The organism is Pseudomonas sp. zfem004, from assembly GCF_032621715.1.
Lineage (GTDB): Bacteria > Pseudomonadota > Gammaproteobacteria > Pseudomonadales > Pseudomonadaceae > Aquipseudomonas > Aquipseudomonas sichuanensis.
In genome coordinates, this window is sequence record NZ_JAVYJF010000031.1 from 1 (window position 1) to 15852 (window position 15852).

14 protein-coding genes and 1 pseudogene are annotated in these 15852 nt (G+C 63.4%); 7 read left to right on the top strand and 8 right to left on the bottom strand.

The annotated features are described in order from the left end of the window. Positions 1-299 precede the first annotated feature (299 nt). A complete protein-coding gene (gene lon, locus RTH46_RS24060; RefSeq protein WP_316906812.1) occupies positions 300-2723 on the top strand; it encodes an endopeptidase La in 2424 nt (807 codons plus the stop codon). A 33-nt stretch (positions 2724-2756) separates the two neighbouring features. On the opposite strand, the gene RTH46_RS24065 is transcribed toward lon, so the two are convergent. From RTH46_RS24065 to RTH46_RS24075, 3 genes are all read right to left on the bottom strand, one after another. Then, the gene (locus RTH46_RS24065; protein WP_316906813.1) at positions 2757-3854 is read right to left on the bottom strand and encodes an alpha-xenorhabdolysin family binary toxin subunit A; all 1098 of its coding nucleotides are present in this window, start codon (positions 3852-3854) and stop codon (positions 2757-2759) included. A gap of 108 nt (positions 3855-3962) precedes the next feature. After that, positions 3963-4955, bottom strand: a complete 993-nt coding sequence (locus tag RTH46_RS24070) for an alpha-xenorhabdolysin family binary toxin subunit B (protein ID WP_316906814.1) — start codon at positions 4953-4955, stop codon at positions 3963-3965. A gap of 13 nt (positions 4956-4968) precedes the next feature. Next, positions 4969-6129 (bottom strand): alpha-xenorhabdolysin family binary toxin subunit A, encoded by a 1161-nt coding sequence (locus RTH46_RS24075; RefSeq protein WP_316906815.1) that lies wholly within the window; start codon positions 6127-6129, stop codon positions 4969-4971. A gap of 124 nt (positions 6130-6253) precedes the next feature. On the opposite strand from RTH46_RS24075, the gene RTH46_RS24080 reads away from it, so the two are divergent. The 3 genes from RTH46_RS24080 to cmoB all read left to right on the top strand — a co-directional run bounded on the left by RTH46_RS24080 (position 6254) and on the right by cmoB (position 8432). Further along, positions 6254-6646 carry a protease inhibitor I42 family protein gene (locus RTH46_RS24080; RefSeq protein ID WP_153788751.1) on the top strand — a complete coding sequence of 131 codons (393 nt, stop codon included), beginning with the start codon at positions 6254-6256 and terminating at the stop codon, positions 6644-6646. An 89-nt stretch (positions 6647-6735) separates the two neighbouring features. Beyond that, on the top strand, positions 6736-7479 hold the full coding sequence (cmoA, locus tag RTH46_RS24085; protein ID WP_125462821.1) for a carboxy-S-adenosyl-L-methionine synthase CmoA: 744 nt from the start codon (positions 6736-6738) through the stop codon (positions 7477-7479). After that, positions 7476-8432, top strand: a complete 957-nt coding sequence (gene cmoB / locus RTH46_RS24090) for a tRNA 5-methoxyuridine(34)/uridine 5-oxyacetic acid(34) synthase CmoB (RefSeq protein WP_153788752.1) — start codon at positions 7476-7478, stop codon at positions 8430-8432. Before cmoA ends, cmoB begins: the two co-directional genes overlap by 4 nt. 237 nt (positions 8433-8669) lie before the next feature. On the opposite strand, the gene RTH46_RS24095 is transcribed toward cmoB, so the two are convergent. After that, positions 8670-8873: a hypothetical protein gene (locus tag RTH46_RS24095; protein WP_125462819.1), complete on the bottom strand. Its 204-nt coding sequence runs from the start codon at positions 8871-8873 to the stop codon at positions 8670-8672. A gap of 204 nt (positions 8874-9077) precedes the next feature. On the opposite strand from RTH46_RS24095, the pseudogene RTH46_RS24100 reads away from it, so the two are divergent. From RTH46_RS24100 to RTH46_RS24110, 3 genes and pseudogenes are all read left to right on the top strand, one after another. Next, positions 9078-10331 (top strand): annotated as a pseudogene (locus RTH46_RS24100) (IS3 family transposase). A 203-nt stretch (positions 10332-10534) separates the two neighbouring features. Beyond that, a complete protein-coding gene (locus RTH46_RS24105; RefSeq protein ID WP_110995102.1) occupies positions 10535-11209 on the top strand; it encodes a heavy metal response regulator transcription factor in 675 nt (224 codons plus the stop codon). Continuing rightward, a complete protein-coding gene (locus RTH46_RS24110) occupies positions 11206-12591 on the top strand; it encodes a heavy metal sensor histidine kinase (protein WP_153788753.1) in 1386 nt (461 codons plus the stop codon). Before RTH46_RS24105 ends, RTH46_RS24110 begins: the two co-directional genes overlap by 4 nt. Positions 12592-12663: 72 nt before the next feature. Here RTH46_RS24110 and pdxJ read toward each other — a convergent pair whose 3' ends face one another. The 4 genes from pdxJ to rnc form a co-directional block, all read right to left on the bottom strand. Beyond that, on the bottom strand, positions 12664-13386 hold the full coding sequence (gene pdxJ, locus RTH46_RS24115) for a pyridoxine 5'-phosphate synthase (RefSeq protein WP_374045877.1): 723 nt from the start codon (positions 13384-13386) through the stop codon (positions 12664-12666). 62 nt (positions 13387-13448) lie between these two features. Continuing rightward, positions 13449-14132 (bottom strand): DNA repair protein RecO, encoded by a 684-nt coding sequence (recO, locus tag RTH46_RS24120; RefSeq protein ID WP_153788755.1) that lies wholly within the window; start codon positions 14130-14132, stop codon positions 13449-13451. A gap of 101 nt (positions 14133-14233) precedes the next feature. Next, positions 14234-15136, bottom strand: a complete 903-nt coding sequence (era, locus tag RTH46_RS24125) for a GTPase Era (RefSeq protein WP_153788756.1) — start codon at positions 15134-15136, stop codon at positions 14234-14236. Then, a complete protein-coding gene (rnc, locus tag RTH46_RS24130; RefSeq protein WP_110993796.1) occupies positions 15129-15818 on the bottom strand; it encodes a ribonuclease III in 690 nt (229 codons plus the stop codon). Before rnc ends, era begins: the two co-directional genes overlap by 8 nt. Positions 15819-15852 lie beyond the last annotated feature (34 nt).

Consider the following 15852-nt stretch of genomic DNA (forward strand, 5'->3'; position numbering starts at 1 on the left):
GATACCAAAATGCTGCGCTACCTTCCTGAAGCCATTGTTGCCTTCTAGGTAGGCGCTGATGGCTATGAGCTTGAAGCGCTCGGTGTACTTGCCCATAAATCCCCCAAGGGTTGGATTGGTGTCCAACTTCTTGGGGGCAGTCCAGGTATTGCGCCGCCCTGGAGGCAGTGAAGTACCTGTGGGAGCGGGTTTACCCGCGAAAGGGCCAAAACAGGCCCTGAGCCTACCCCTTCGTCTACCATTGAAACCTGCCCCCCACTGCCCCATCTAAGCACCATAGCCATTCACGCAGGTGCCCCATGAGCGACCAGCAGGATTTCCCGGACCGCCCCGACGAACACAGCGAAGTCGAACACCCCGACCACGCGACCGGCGCCGGCCACCATCTCGCCCTGCCCGGCCAGCAACTGCCGGACAAGGTCTACGTGATCCCGATCCACAATCGCCCGTTCTTCCCCGCGCAAGTGCTGCCGGTGATCGTCAATGAAGAGCCCTGGGCCGAAACCCTCGACCTGGTGGCCAAGACCCCGCACCACTCGCTGGCGCTGTTCTTCATGGATACCCCGGCCGAAGACCACCGCCACTTCGACACCAAGGCCCTGCCTGAGTACGGCACCCTGGTGAAGGTGCACCACGCCAGCCGCGAAGGCGGCAAGCTGCAGTTCGTCGCCCAGGGCCTGACCCGGGTGCGCATCCGCACCTGGCTCAAGCACCACCGCCCGCCCTACCTGGTCGAAGTCGAATACCCGCACCAGCCGGCGCAGCCCACCGATGAGGTGAAGGCCTACGGCATGGCGCTGATCAACGCGATCAAGGAGCTGCTGCCGCTCAACCCGCTGTACAGCGAAGAGCTGAAGAACTACCTCAACCGCTTCAGCCCCAACGACCCGTCGCCGCTCACCGATTTCGCCGCCGCGCTCACCTCCGCCACCGGCAGCCAGCTGCAGGAAGTGCTGGACTGCGTGCCCATGCTCAAACGCATGGAAAAAGTGCTGCCGATGCTGCGCAAGGAAGTCGAAGTCGCGCACCTGCAGAACGAGATTTCCGCCGAGGTGAACCGGCAGATCGGCGAGCACCAACGCGAGTTCTTCCTCAAGGAACAGCTCAAGGTCATCCAGCAGGAGCTGGGCCTGACCAAGGACGACCGCAGCGCCGATGTCGAGCAGTTCCAGCAACGCCTGCAAGACAAGACCCTACCCGAGCAGGCGAAAAAACGCATCGACGAAGAGATGGGCAAGCTGGCCATCCTCGAAACCGGCTCGCCGGAATACGCCGTCACCCGCAACTACCTGGACTGGGCCACCGCCCTGCCCTGGGGCGTGTATGGCGACGACAAGCTCGACCTTGCGCACGCTCGCAAAGTGCTGGACCGCCACCACGCAGGGCTCGACGACATCAAGGAGCGCATCCTCGAATTCCTCGCCGTGGGCGCCTGGAAAGGCGAGATCAGTGGCTCGATCGTGCTGCTGGTGGGCCCGCCCGGGGTGGGCAAGACCAGTATCGGCAAGTCCATCGCCGAATCCCTCGGCCGGCCGTTCTACCGCTTCAGCGTCGGCGGCATGCGTGACGAGGCCGAGATCAAGGGCCATCGCCGTACCTACATCGGCGCCCAGCCGGGCAAGCTGGTGCAGGCGCTGAAGGAGGTCGAGGTGATGAACCCGGTGATCATGCTCGATGAGATCGACAAGATGGGCCAGAGCTACCAGGGCGACCCCGCCTCGGCGCTGCTGGAAACCCTCGACCCCGAGCAGAACGTCGATTTCCTCGACCATTACCTGGATCTGCGCCTGGACCTGTCCAAAGTGCTGTTCGTCTGCACCGCCAACACCCTGGACTCGATCCCCGGGCCGTTGCTCGACCGCATGGAAGTGATCCGCCTGTCCGGCTATATCACCGAAGAAAAACTGGCCATCGCCAAGCGCCACCTGTGGCCCAAGCAGCTGGAAAAGGCCGGTGTCTCGAAGCGCAGCCTGAGCATCAGCGACAGCGCCCTGCGTACGGTGATCGAGGGTTATGCCCGCGAGGCCGGCGTGCGCCAGCTGGAGAAACAACTGGGCAAGCTGGTGCGCAAGGCAGTGGTCAAGCTGCTGGACAATCCGGACGCCAAACTGAAGATCGGCAACAAGGAGCTTGAACCGGCCCTCGGCATGCCGGTGTTCCGAAGCGAACAGGTGCTGGCCGGCAAGGGCGTGATCACCGGCCTGGCCTGGACCAGCATGGGTGGCGCCACCCTACCGATCGAGGCCACGCGCATCCACACCCTCAGCCGCGGCCTCAAGCTCACCGGCCAGTTGGGGGATGTGATGAAGGAGTCGGCGGAAATCGCCTACAGCTATGTCAGCTCCAACCTGAAGCAGTTCGGTGGCACGCCCGGCTACTTCGCCGAGGCCTTCATTCACCTGCACGTGCCCGAAGGCGCCACCCCCAAGGATGGCCCCAGCGCCGGCGTGACCATGGCCAGCGCGCTGTTGTCGCTGGCCCGTGACCAGGCGCCGAAGAAAGGCGTGGCCATGACCGGCGAGTTGACCCTGACCGGGCAGGTGCTGCCGATTGGCGGCGTGCGCGAGAAGGTGATTGCCGCGCGACGGCAGAAAATCTTCGAGCTGATCCTGCCCGAGGCCAATCGCGGTGATTTCGCGGAGTTGCCGGAGTATTTGAAAGAGGGCCTGACCGTTCATTTCGCCAAGCGCTATGCGGATGTGGCAAAGGTACTTTTCAGCTGAGGAAACGGCGTAGGCGGGCTGACGGCGCCCGCCCTACCCGAACACCTTGCTCATGCCCGTGGCATGCTCGCCGATAGCCGCCCACTGGCCGAGGAACTGCCTGAAGTAGAACATGAACATCGCCAGTTGCTGGCGAGTGTCCATGCGCTGCAGGCGTTGCATGGCACTCTCTAGATAGGCCTCGATGGTCTGCCAGGCGGTGTGCAGATGACCGCTGGTGACCACCACGTCCCACAGTTCGGTAACCAGTAGCTGCATTTCGCCTTCGAGCAGGTTGACCCGGCCCTCGACCCGGCGGTGTTGCGCCAGACGCAGGCTGAGCTGCCGGTGACGGTGCTCCAGCGACCTGATCTCGGCGAGCGCGGCCGCGGCCTTGCGGCCATAGATCGAACGGCTGACGAGGAAGTCGAACGGGCCATCTGCCCAACCGAGCCAAGACTGCTTCAAGTAAAACTGGTACTCGCGCTGTACGGCCCTGATGTCTTCATTGAGCATCTCCAGCTCCCAATCCAGGTCGAAGGCCTCTGGCGAGCCGGAAAAGCGCTTCGCCGCACGGCACTTTTCCAGGATGGAAGGTATCAGCCGCTCACGGGCGGTATCACGAAAGACCTGCAGGCCAATACGCAAGGTGTCGACCTGCTGGTCGTAGTCATCCACAAGCGCGTGCAATTGCACAAGTTCGCCACCCATCGCGGCAATCAACTGTCGGTCATGGCTGTCGAGCGCGACGGGCGGCGCTTGCTGCAGGCTTTCCCAGCTTTCCTTGTTTGCGCCGAGGGCGCGCGTGCGAGCGGCCAATGCCACCACTTTGTTTCCTTCCACTTCAATGCTGGCCGCGTGCCTTTGCAACTCGGCGGTGACCCGCTGACATTGCACGCGCAAGTCCATCCAGCTGTCGCCATGTGCCCGCAACTGCTGGAACAACATCAGCATGCTCTGAGGCGCCAGTTCAGGCTCGCTGATCCGTTCGTACCCCTGCCACTCCATGGCTTGTGCGATCTCAGAAGGCAGCTGCTGAACACTCGCGCAGTAGGCATCAAATACCTGCAGGGCCGGTCGGGTGACCAGCATGCCCGCTTGGCTGTGACCATCACGTTCGTCCATCGCCTCGATCAGCGCACCCGGCAGCACGATCGCCTTGGTTTGTTGTACGTCGAAACTCAATTGTCGTGGGTTCATTTACATACTTCAGGGAGTGGGCACCGTCCGCCAATTCCCCGGTTGACGGCGCCCGGGGCTTCAGAACGCCCGACGGTCCTGTTCAAGCAGACTACGCAGGAAGCCGAGCAAGGCCGCGAACGCCTGCGCCACAGAGGCGACATCGCTGGCAGTGGTCAATGCATGGTTGGTGATCTGCGCCTGCCGGGCCTGCAAGGAATGGCGCAGGGCATTGGTCTCGCTTTCCCACTGCGCACGTAGCACAAGCAGGCGCGGCAAGTCGTCCAGCGCTGCCAGGTTGCTCTGCAACTCGGCCTGCCCCCGGGCCAGCTCGCGCAGCTGGTCAGCCAGGCCCTTGAGGCGCTCCTGCAGCGCGCGGCGCTCACGCTGCAGCTGTTCGTAGCGCATGCCTTCGATCAGGTCGCCCAACAGCACTTTGAGCTGTTCCACCGCCTGGGTCAGAACCTCGGCTGTGACCAGTGCCTCACCGCCCGGGACCGCCAGTTTCTGCAAGTCGGCGAGCGACGGCACTACACCGCCAAAACGCGTTTGCAGGCCATTGGCTTCCAGGGTGGCAATGGCCTTGAGCACGCTCTCGACCTTGACGGCCTCACGCTCATGCTCTTCAGTCAGCTGCCGCTCGGTGCCCGAGGCTGCTTGTTGCTGCTTGAGCAGGCGCTGCTTGTCGCCCTGACCATTCAGCACCGGCAGGGCCGCGAGTGCCTGGCACTCGCTTGCCAGGTGAGCCAGCAAACGGCCCAGCAGTGACGCGACAGCGTCGCGGGCTTCTCCGGCGAGGCCGACCAGTTCGGCACCATCGTCGTCGCCAAAGGCATCCAGGATATCGCCCAGAGGATCGCTGGCCAGTTCGGCAACCAGGCGTTGGGCATTGCCAGCCAATTGCCGGCGGCAACTGTCGAACAGCTTCATGTGCCGCTCAAGGCCCTCTTGAAGCAGAGGCGCGAATTTCAGTGCGCCCTGCTGCCAGGCAGCGGTATACGCGCGATTGGCAGCAAGGATGTGTTCCATCTGCGGCGCGTCGGCCGGCTGCAGGTAAGTGACATTGTCATTCATGCTCGTTCACCTTTCATTGGGCCGAGGCGGCTTCGTCGAAAATGCGGGTTAAGTGCAGGCTGGTTTTCTCGATGGCGGCCCACTGTTTGAAGAACTGCTTGAAATGCAGCCCGAAAATCGCCAGCCGTTGGGTATCGTCGATTCGCTCGAGACGCGAGATGGAAGTGTCGATGTAAGCGCCAACGATGCCCCACGCTGTTTGCAGGTGGGAGGCGGAAGTCACCACATCCTGCAGCCGGGTATCGAGTTCGCTGATGGCGGTGGACAAGGTTTCCATGCGTCCTTCCAGGTTGACTCGCAGGGTCAACTGCTCACTGAAAGAGCGCCGCTCAGCCTGACGCGTCTGGCGTTCCTTGCGCACTTTTTCGGCCTTGCTGCCATAGATGCCACCGGTGATCAACGCACCAATCGGGCCAGCGGCCAGCCCGCTCAAGGCCATCTTGACGTACTGGTCGTATTCCTTGCTCAACGCCTCGATATCAGCGTCCAGCTGTGCCAGCAGGCCACGCAGGCGCTCGACCTCACCATCGTTCTGCTTGCGCTCGACGGACTGGCCCTTGGTCTTGACTGCGGGAATCAACTTGAAGCGAGCGATATCGCGAAATGACTCGGTTTGCTCCTTCACAGCCGCGACCCGAACGGCGTAGTCGCGTACATCCTTGTTGAGAAACTGCATGTACTCGAGCAGCGTCGACACCGAGTCCCGGTCGCTGGCACCCAACGGCAGCGGGTCACGCAAGGCAAGCTCCTGCCATTGGCTTTCCCTGTCCAGTTTGAGGACCTCGGCGGTCAGTTCGATGATCACCTCGCCTGCGATCCTGATCGCGCCGGCGGTCGCTGCCAGCTGGCTGGCGAGGCGCTTGCTGTTGTCCGAGAGCGGAGCCCAGCTGCGCGCGTGGCTACGCAGGTCGGCGAACAGCGTGCTCCATGCAGCCGGCTTGAGCTCTGGTTCATCGATATCGGTGTAGCCCAGCCAACGCTGCAGATTGTCGCTGGTGGCGGGCAAGGCAAAGACGAAGTTGACGTAGCGATTGATGGTAATGATGTGCTCGCGGCTGAGGGTCAAGCCGCCTTCTCCCTCACCGTCACGCTCGGCCATGGCCTTGACCAGCTCGCCCGGTACGATTGCAGCATCCTGTTGCAGCTGATCATAATCAGCCTTATTTGCATTCATGGTCCTGCTCCCTTGATTCGAGCCTGGACAGGCTCGGGAGGAGCAACACTAGGTAACCCGTATTCCCGATAGCAGCGGGCAGCCATTCCTGCCCGGCTGGTTTTTCCCTCGACCCGGAGCCACCATGCCCTACCACCGCGCACTCTTTCTACTTGGCCTGGCGCTGTTAGGCGCCTGCGCGCAACAGCCGCAACGCACCGTCGAACTGGACGCCGAAAGCGAATGTCCGACACGTCTGCAGGTCGGCCAGAACATGACCCTCAGCCTGCCCAGCAACCCCAGCACCGGTTACCGCTGGCTGTTGCAGAACCCGGCCCCGGAGATCCTGCGCGCCCTCGGCCCCGAGGTGTACAGCAGCCCCGAAGAAGCCGGTATCGTCGGCAGCGGCGGGATCTCCACCTGGCGCTTCCAGGCCAAGGCCGCAGGCGAGGGCCACCTGATCCTGGTCTACCAGCAGCCCTGGGCCCCGGAAGTGCGCCCGGTGCAGACCTTCGATTGCGCCATTCGGGTCAAGTGAGCCAGCGGCGCCGGTCAGCCAGTCATGCAAGCTTGCCGTGGTTTGGCTAGAATGCCGCCCCTGTAGATTGCCAGCCGCCCGGACCCTTCGTGAGCAAACAACCCGACCGCCTTTTCGCCCAGCCCCTGGAGCAGGTACCCGACTTCGTTTTCAACGAGGACGTGGTGCAAGTGTTCCCGGACATGATCAAGCGCTCGGTGCCCGGTTACCCGACCATCGTCGAGAACCTCGGCGTGCTGGCCGCGCGCTTCGCCCAGCCGAATACCGCGCTGTACGACCTCGGCGCCTCGCTGGGCGCAGTGACCCAGGCTCTGCGCCGGCACGTGCGCACCGAGGGTTGCCGGGTAATTGCCGTGGACAACTCCGCGGCCATGGTCGAGCGCTGCCGCCAGTACCTCACGGCCCAGGACTCGATGTTCCAGGAGCTGCTGCCGGTACAGGTGCTGGAGGCCGACATCCTGTCGTTGCCGTTCGAGCCCGCCTCGGTGGTGGCGATGAACTTCACCCTGCAGTTCATCGCCCCCGAACAGCGCCTGGAGTTGCTCGGCCGCATTCGCCAGGCCCTGCTGCCGGGCGGTGCGCTGATCCTCTCGGAGAAACTGCGTTTCGCCGATGACCAGCAACAGCAACTGCTCAACGACCTGCACCTGGACTTCAAGCGGGCCAATGGCTACAGCGAACTGGAAATTGCTCAGAAGCGCAGCGCCATCGAGAACGTGATGAAGCCCGATACGTTGGAAACCCATGCCGAGCGCCTGCGCGCCGCCGGTTTCTCCAAGGTCGTGCCCTGGTTCCAATGCCTTAACTTTGCCTCGCTGATAGCCCTGCCATGATCGATCTGTCCCCCCTCGTCCGCCGCCTGGCGGGCACGCCCCTCGCCACCTGGTCCCAAGGCCTGCAGGCACAACTGGAAAGCAAGCTGGAAAAGGGCCACGGCGACCTCGACCGCTGGCGCGGCGCGCTCGAAGCGCTGCCGCAACTGACGCCCAGCGAAATCGACCTGGTCGACGGCCTGCGCCTGGACTGCGACTGCGACGACGCCACCCGTGCCCAGATGCGTCAGGCCTTGATGGGACTGTCGCCTTGGCGCAAGGGGCCGTTCGACCTGTTCGGCGTGCATGTGGACACCGAATGGCGCTCGGACTGGAAATGGTCGCGGGTCGGCCCGCACCTGGACCTCAAAGGCAAGCGCGTGCTCGACGTGGGTTGCGGCAACGGCTACTACCAGTGGCGCATGCTCGGCGCCGGCGCCGACATGGTCATCGGTGTCGACCCCAACTGGCTGTTCTTCTGCCAGTTCCAGGCGGTACAGCAGTACCTGCCGGACTTGCCGGCCTGGCACCTGCCGTTCGCCCTGGAGGAACTGCCGGCCAACCTGGAAGGTTTCGACACGGTGTTCTCCATGGGCGTGTTCTACCACCGCCGTTCGCCCATCGAGCACCTGCTGGCGCTCAAGGACTGCCTGGTGAAAGGTGGCGAACTGGTGCTGGAAACCCTGGTGATCGAGGGCGATGAAAACCAGGTGCTGGTGCCCGAGGACCGTTATGCGCAGATGCGCAACGTGTGGTTCCTGCCGTCGGTGCCGGCGCTGGAGCGCTGGCTGCGCCGCGCCGGGTTCAGCGATGTGCGCTGCGTCGATGTGAGCGTCACCAGCGTCGAGGAGCAGCGCAGCACCGAGTGGATGCGCTACCAGTCGCTGGGCGACTTCCTCGACCCGAACGACCACGGCAAGACCGTCGAAGGCCTGCCGGCCCCGCGCCGCGCCACGCTGCTGGCGCGCAAATAAAAAAGGCGCCCTGAAGGGTAATGCCAGTCAGTTGGTGCTACATCGCACTGATTGGGGCTGCTTTGCAGCCCTTCGCGGGTAAACCCGCTCCCACAGGATCTCGATGCCCTGTGGGAGCGGGTTCACCCGCGAAGGGTCGCGCAGCGACCCCAATTGGCTTGACTGACTGGCATTACCCTGAAGGGGCGCCTGAATACACCTGCGCCGAGGAGCTGTCGCGGCGCAGGTGGTGATTAGTCAATCCTTGGCCAGCTCACGAGCCTTTTCTTCGGCTTTGCGCTCGCGCTCAGCCACGGCTTCTTGCTTGTCGCCGTACAGGCGCGCCTGGTCCTCGCGGAACGCCTGCCAGAACTGCTTCGAACGCTCCGCGCCACCCTCGGCGAAAACGCTGGTGCTGCCCAGGGCGAGGATCGCCAGCAGCAGGTATTTGCTCAGGTTCATCGTGCTTGCCTCGTGATAACCGTATCGACAGGGCCATCATCGCAAGGGGCAGCTAACGCCAAGGTGAGGCGCAGATTACAGTGTTGCAAGACTGGCCCCATCGCTGGCAAGCCAGCTCCCACATGGTTTTCGCATGGCTTGGGCTGATGCGGTCGGTGGACTGCCCCCAAGAAGTTGGACACCAATCCAACCCTTGGGGGATTTATGGGCAAGTACACCGAGCGCTTCAAGCTCATAGCCATCAGCGCCTACCTAGAAGGCAACAATGGCTTCAGGAAGGTAGCGCAGCATTTTGGTATCGGGCGCTGGGTCGCCAGTCATCAAGCTGACTCCGGAGTTGGCCCCAAGCCTGTGGGGCGCCGGTACAGTGATGATTTCAAGCGACAAGTTGTGCGTCACATGCACGAGCATCGGCTCTCAATGCGCCAAACTGCAGCGCATTTCGGACTAGGGCAGTCTTCGCGATTAGGCATTTGGGAGCAGCAGTACTACAGTGGCTACCCCGTCACTGAAAAACCAAGAAAGCCGACCCTCGTGCCGAAAAAGATCAAGCCTGTAAAACCCACCGACACCAATGACGAGAGCAAAACTCGTGAGCAGTTGCTGTCCGAGCTCGAGTATCTGCGCATGGAGAATGCTGTCCTAAAGGAGCTCAAGGCTCTGGAAGAGGCCAGGGAACGAAGGCAGACGAAAAAGCCCTGATCGTTTCCAAGCTCAAAAGCAGATTCCCTTTAGCTTGCCTCCTGACCTTGGTCGGGCTGGCTCGCAGCACCTTCTACTACCAGGTGAAAAGTCAGCAGAAGCCGGACAAGGATGCCGAGCTCAAAGAGCTGGTACAGCGTGTTTACCATGAAGAAAAGGGGCTTTATGGCTACCGGCGTGTTGCGCTTTCAATCAGGCGCCAGGGAACACTGGTCAACAAAAAAGTAGTGGAGCGACTGATGGCCGGTCTGGGGCTGCAATCGGTTGTGCGTCGCAAGAAATACCGGTCCTACCGGGGGGCATTCGGCAAGATTGCCATGAACCTGCTGGAGCGTAACTTCATCGCTCAGCGSCCCAACCAAAAATGGGTGACAGATGTCACCGAGTTCAAAGTGGCTCAGCAGAAGTTCTACCTGTCGCCGGTGATGGACTTGTACAACGGCGAGATCGTGGCTTACGAGACGGCCAGCCGACCTTGCTATGACCTGGTTGGTGGCATGCTGGACAAGGCATTGGATCGCTTGGGCGACGAGCCAAAGTTGGTAATCCACTCTGATCAAGGATGGCATTATCAGCAGGCTCAGTACCGGGAGAAGCTCAAGCAACGCGGGGTCAAACAGAGCATGTCGCGCAAAGGCAATGGAAGAACTGAAAGCGGGTCTGGACGAGTACATCCGCTACTACAACCATGACCGCATAAAGCAGAAACTGAACGGCCTGAGCCCTGTCGAGTACAGGGCCCAGGCCGCCAGCTAATCTGTCCAACTTTTTGGGGGCAGTCCACGGGGTGGGAGCCGGCTTGCCGGCGATGAGGCCGGCCCTGTCAACCAAATGACCCGCGTATTACAAATCCGTTATCCCCGCCGATTGCCCATTCGCATCCAGTAACATCCTCACCGCTTGACCCTGATGTCACTACAGGGTCGAGAATCGCCCCCTTTCCGCAACCCGAGCTCACCATGCGCCTACTGATCATCGAGGACGAACCCCGTACCGCCGACTACCTGCAGCAAGGCCTGCGCGAAAACGGCTACGTGGTCGACTGCGCCCATACCGGCACCGACGGCTTGCACCTGGCCCGCCAGCAGCCCTACGACCTGGTGATCCTCGACGTCAACCTGCCCGAGCTCGATGGCTGGAGCGTGCTGCAGCGCCTGCGCGCCGAGTCGTCCACGCGAATCATGATGCTCACCGCCCATGGCCGCCTGGCCGATCGGGTCAAGGGCCTGGACCTGGGCGCCGACGACTACCTGCTCAAACCCTTCGAATTTCCCGAGCTGCTGGCGCGCATCCGCAGCCTGCTGCGGCGCAACGACCAGCGCCTGCAACCGAGCACCTTGAAAGTCGCCGACCTTGAACTCGACCCCGGCCGCCACCGCGCCTTCCGCGGCGGCCAGCGCATCGACCTGACCGCCAAGGAGTTCGCCCTGCTGCACCTGCTGATGCGCCAGAGCGGCGAAGTGCTGTCGCGCACGCAGATCATTTCGCTGGTGTGGGACATGAACTTCGATTGCGACACCAACGTGGTCGAGGTGTCGATCCGCCGCCTGCGGGCGAAGATCGACGACCCCTTCGAAGACAAGCTGATCCACACCCTGCGTGGCGTCGGTTATGTGCTCGAGGCGCGGGCGTGAAGCGCGCAACCCTGTCACTGCGCCTCGGCCTTACCGTCACCCTGATGGGCGCAGCCCTGGTGCTGCTGCTGGCCACCCTGGCGGTGTTCGCCCTCGACCACGAACTGGACAGCCGTGCGCGCAAGGACCTGGCGCGCAAGATGCTGCAGGTCGAGCACAACCTGCGGGTGGACCTGCGCAGCGACGATTTAGGCACCCGCGCCCACCCACTGCTCGACCTGGTGATGGGTCATGACAACCTGAGCCTCAGCGTCATGGCCACCAGCGGCCGTCACCCGGCCCTGCTCAGCCTTGGCCCGGCCCTGCAATCGCGGCACCTGCTGGAAATGGCCGCGAGCCCGCGGCTGGTGTTCCACGAATGGCGCGACGATCAAGGCAACGAAGTGCTCACCGCCAGCCGCCTGATGTTGCTGCGCGACGACACCCCGGTGAATGTGCTGATGTCGCTCAACCGCAGCGATGACAACGCCCTGCTGCAGGCCTACCTGCACTCGACCCTGCTCGCCTTGCCGCTGTTGCTGCTGCTGATCGGCATCGCGGCCTGGAAACTGGTGCAGCGCGATCTGCGCCCGCTGCGCCACTTTCGCCGCATCGCCGGGCAAGTGTCGGCTCAGGACCTGGACCATCGCCTGCCGGTGGACGGCCTGCCGACCGAGCTGGCCGACCTGGCCCGGGCGATCAACGTCATGCTCGACCGCCTCGACCAGGGCGTGCGCCAGTTATCGCAGTTCTCCGACGACCTGGCCCACGAATTGCGCACGCCGATCGGCAACCTGATGGGCAAGGCCCAGGTGACCCTGGCCCGCGAGCGCGATGGCGACAAGTACCGTGAAGCCCTGGAGGACAGTATCGAGGAGCTGACCCGGCTCAACCGCATCATCAACGACATGCTGTTCCTCGCCCAGGTCAGCCAGCCGCAGAGCCAGGTTGCGCTGCTGCCGGTGGCACTGGCCGACGAGGTGGCCCGGGTGAGTGAGCTGTTTGCCTTCAGTGCCGAGCTCAAGGGCATCAGCCTGGAACTGCAAGGCTGGGGGACGGCCCTGGCGGACAAGCTGATGTTCCAGCGGGCGTTGTCGAACTTGCTGAGCAATGCGCTACGGCATAGCCCGGAGGGGCAAAGGGTTAGCGTGGGGATCGAGCGGCTGGGCGATCAAGTCGGGGTCTGGGTGGAAAACCAGGGGGCTGGCATTGGTGAGGCGCATCTGCCGCACCTGTTCGAGCGTTTCTACCGGGCTGGCAGCGGGCGGTCACGTCTTGAGGGAGGGACCGGGCTGGGGTTGGCGATCGTGAAGTCGATCATGCAGTTGCATGGGGGGCGGGTTGAGGTGCGTAGCAAGGCCGAGGGGCCGACCCGCTTTACCCTTGTATTCAAGGCAGAGTAAACCATCGCGGGGCAAGCCCGCTCCCACGCCGTTACGTGGGAGCGGGCTTGCCCCGCGATGGTTTGCCAAGACTTAGCGCGAAGCGGCGACGATCAGCGCTTTCATCTCGGCCACGGCGGCCTTGAAGCCGACGAACAGCGCATGGGCCACCAGCGCATGGCCGATGTTCAGCTCGTTGATGCCCTTGATCGCGGCGACGGCTTCGACGTTGTGGTAATGCAGCCCGTGACCCGCGTTGACGATCAACCCCTGGCCAATACCGAAGGCCACGCCATCGACGATGCGCTTGAGCTCTTCGGCCACCTCGGTCGGGGTTTCGGCATCCGCGTAACGGCCGGTGTGCAGTTCGATGGCCGGTGCGCCCACCCGACGCGAGGCCTCGATCTGGCGCTCGTCGGCATCGATGAACAGCGACACTTCGGCGCCGGTGCGCGACAGGCGCTCGACCGCGGCCTTGATCCGCGCCTCCTGGCCGGCCACGTCCAGGCCACCTTCGGTGGTCAGCTCCTGGCGGGTTTCCGGGACCAGGCAGATATGCGCCGGGCGGATCTTCTCGGCGAACAGCATCATCTCTTCGGTGACGCCCATCTCGAAGTTCATGCGGGTCTGCAGCACGTCCTTGAGCACCAGCACATCGCGCTCCTGGATGTGCCGGCGGTCTTCGCGCAGGTGCACGGTGATGCCGTCGGCGCCCGCTTCCTCGGCGTCCAGCGCGGCCTTGACCGGGTCTGGATAGCGGGTGCCCCGGGCCTGGCGCAGGGTCGCCACGTGGTCGATGTTGACGCCGAGAAGCATGCGGTTGCTGTGAGTCACGAAGGGGCACTCCTGAAAGTTGAGGGCCACAGCATACGTGCTGATCAGCGCTTGCGAAACAGTTCCCGGCTGACCAGTGGCTTGGGCCCCAGGTGCACCGCCAGGGCCTGGCGCATGAGGCGCTTGGCGGCGAGCAAGGCGCCGGGGGCGTCCCAGTCGGCCTGGGCCAGGGCCTGCAACTCGGTACCCTTGAACAAGCCGGGCTGGAACAGCTCGACCCGCTGCAGGCCGGCATCCACCTGCAGGCGATAAAGGCCCTCGGCGGCGATCGGGTCGTCATTCACGTCGTGTTCCAGCGAGAAGGCGTAACCCAGTTCGTCCAGCAAGCGCCATTCGAACGAGCGCAGCAGCGGCTCCAGTGGTCGACCGGCGGCCAGGGCTTGCAGGGTCAGGGTGTAATGCTCGAACAGCGCTGGCTGCGGTGCCTCGGCGGGCAACAGGCGCATCAGCAGTTCGTTGAGGTAGAGGCCGCTGAACAGCGCGTCACCATGCAGCCAGGCCGCGATGCCGTTGCTGTCCAGGCGCCATACGGTCTTCAGCTCTCCACGCCCGCGCAGTTCCACTTCCAGTGGCACGAACGGCCGTACCTGGCTGCCGCCCTTGCCCCGCGCACGGCGCAATACCGCGCGCACCCGCCCCTGGGGGGTGAGGAAATCCACCAGGGCGCTGGTTTCCTTGTAGGGGCGGCTGTGCAGGACGTAGGCCGGCTGGGGGGTGGGTTGGTCCATCAGCGGTTTCTCGATGTCATAAACGACTTGTGGGAGCGGGCCCGCGATCGCCATCGCGGGGCAAGCCCGCTCCCACAAGAGATACGGGACGCGCCTGACGGTTACAGGTCGCCGTAACCCAGCGAACGCAGGGCGCGCTCGTCGTCGGACCAGCCGCCTTTGACCTTGACCCAGAGGTTGAGCATCACCTTGGCGTCGAACAGCGTTTCCATGTCCTTGCGCGCGTCGGAGCCAATGCGTTTGATGCGCTCGCCCTTGTCGCCGATGATGATCTTCTTCTGGCCGTCACGCTCGACCAGGATCAGCGCATGGATGTGCAGCACATGGCCCTGCTGCTTGAATTCCTCGATTTCCACGGTGATCTGGTACGGCAGCTCCGCACCCAGCTGGCGCATGATCTTCTCGCGCACCAGCTCGGCAGCCAGGAAGCGGCTGCTGCGGTCGGTGATCTGGTCTTCCGGGAAGAAGTGCTCGTTCTCTGGCAGGTGCTTGGCGATCAGCCCTTCCAGCGACTCGAGGTTGTGACCCTGCTGGGCCGAGATCGGCACGATCTCGGCATTCGGCAGTTGCTCTTGCAGCCACTGCAGGTGCGGGATCAGGTCGCCCTTCTCGTCCATGCGGTCGGTCTTGTTGACCGCCAGGATCACCGGGCCGGTCACGTACTGAACGCGCTCGAGCACCAGTTGGTCCTCATCGGTCCAGCGGGTGCGGTCGACCACGAAGATCACCACGTCGACATCCTTCAAGGCCGCCGAGGCGTTGCGGTTCATGTAGCGGTTGAGCGCCTTGTCGTTCGCCTTGTGCATGCCGGGGGTATCGACGTAGATCGCCTGCACGTCACCCTCGGTCTTGATGCCGAGCATGTTGTGGCGGGTGGTCTGCGGCTTGCGCGAGGTGATCGCCAGCTTCTGGCCGAGGATGTGGTTGAGCAGCGTCGACTTGCCGACGTTGGGGCGGCCGACGATGGCGACATAGCCGCAGCGGGTCGAAGTGTTCTCAGTCATTGCCATTCTCCACGCCCAGGGCGATCAATGCGGCGGCGGCGGCGACCTGTTCGGCAATACGCCGGCTTACGCCCTGGCCACGGCTTTTCTTGTTCAGCAGGACCACTTCGCATTCGACGAGGAAGGTCCGGCAGTGCGGTTCGCCCTGGATATCCACCACTTCGTAACGCGGCAGCTCGCAGGCACGCGACTGCAGGAACTCCTGCAGGCGGGTCTTGGGGTCTTTGTTGGTGTCGACCAGGGTCAGGCCTTCGAACTCGTCGGTCAGCCAGGCCAGGATGCGCTCGCGCGCAGTCTGCATGTCGGCGTCCTGGTAGATGGCGCCGATCAGCGCTTCGAGAGCGTCCGCAAGGATCGACTCACGACGGAAACCGCCGCTCTTGAGCTCGCCGGAGCCCAGGCGCAGGTACTCGCCAAGGTCGAAGCCACGGGCCAGGCGGGCCAGGGTTTCGCCCTTGACCAGGCGCGCGCGCAGGCGCGACAGCTGGCCTTCCCGGGCCTGCGGGAAGCGCTCGAACAGCGCTTCGCCGACCACGAAGTTGAGAATGGCATCGCCAAGGAATTCCAGGCGCTCGTTGTTGCGCCCGGCATAACTGCGATGGGTCAGGGCCAGCAGCATCTGGTCCTGATCCTTGAAGGTGTAGCCGAGCTTACGCTCCAGGCGGGCAAGGGAAGCACTCATGGGGCCACCCGTACAATGTTCAACGCGTTGTTCA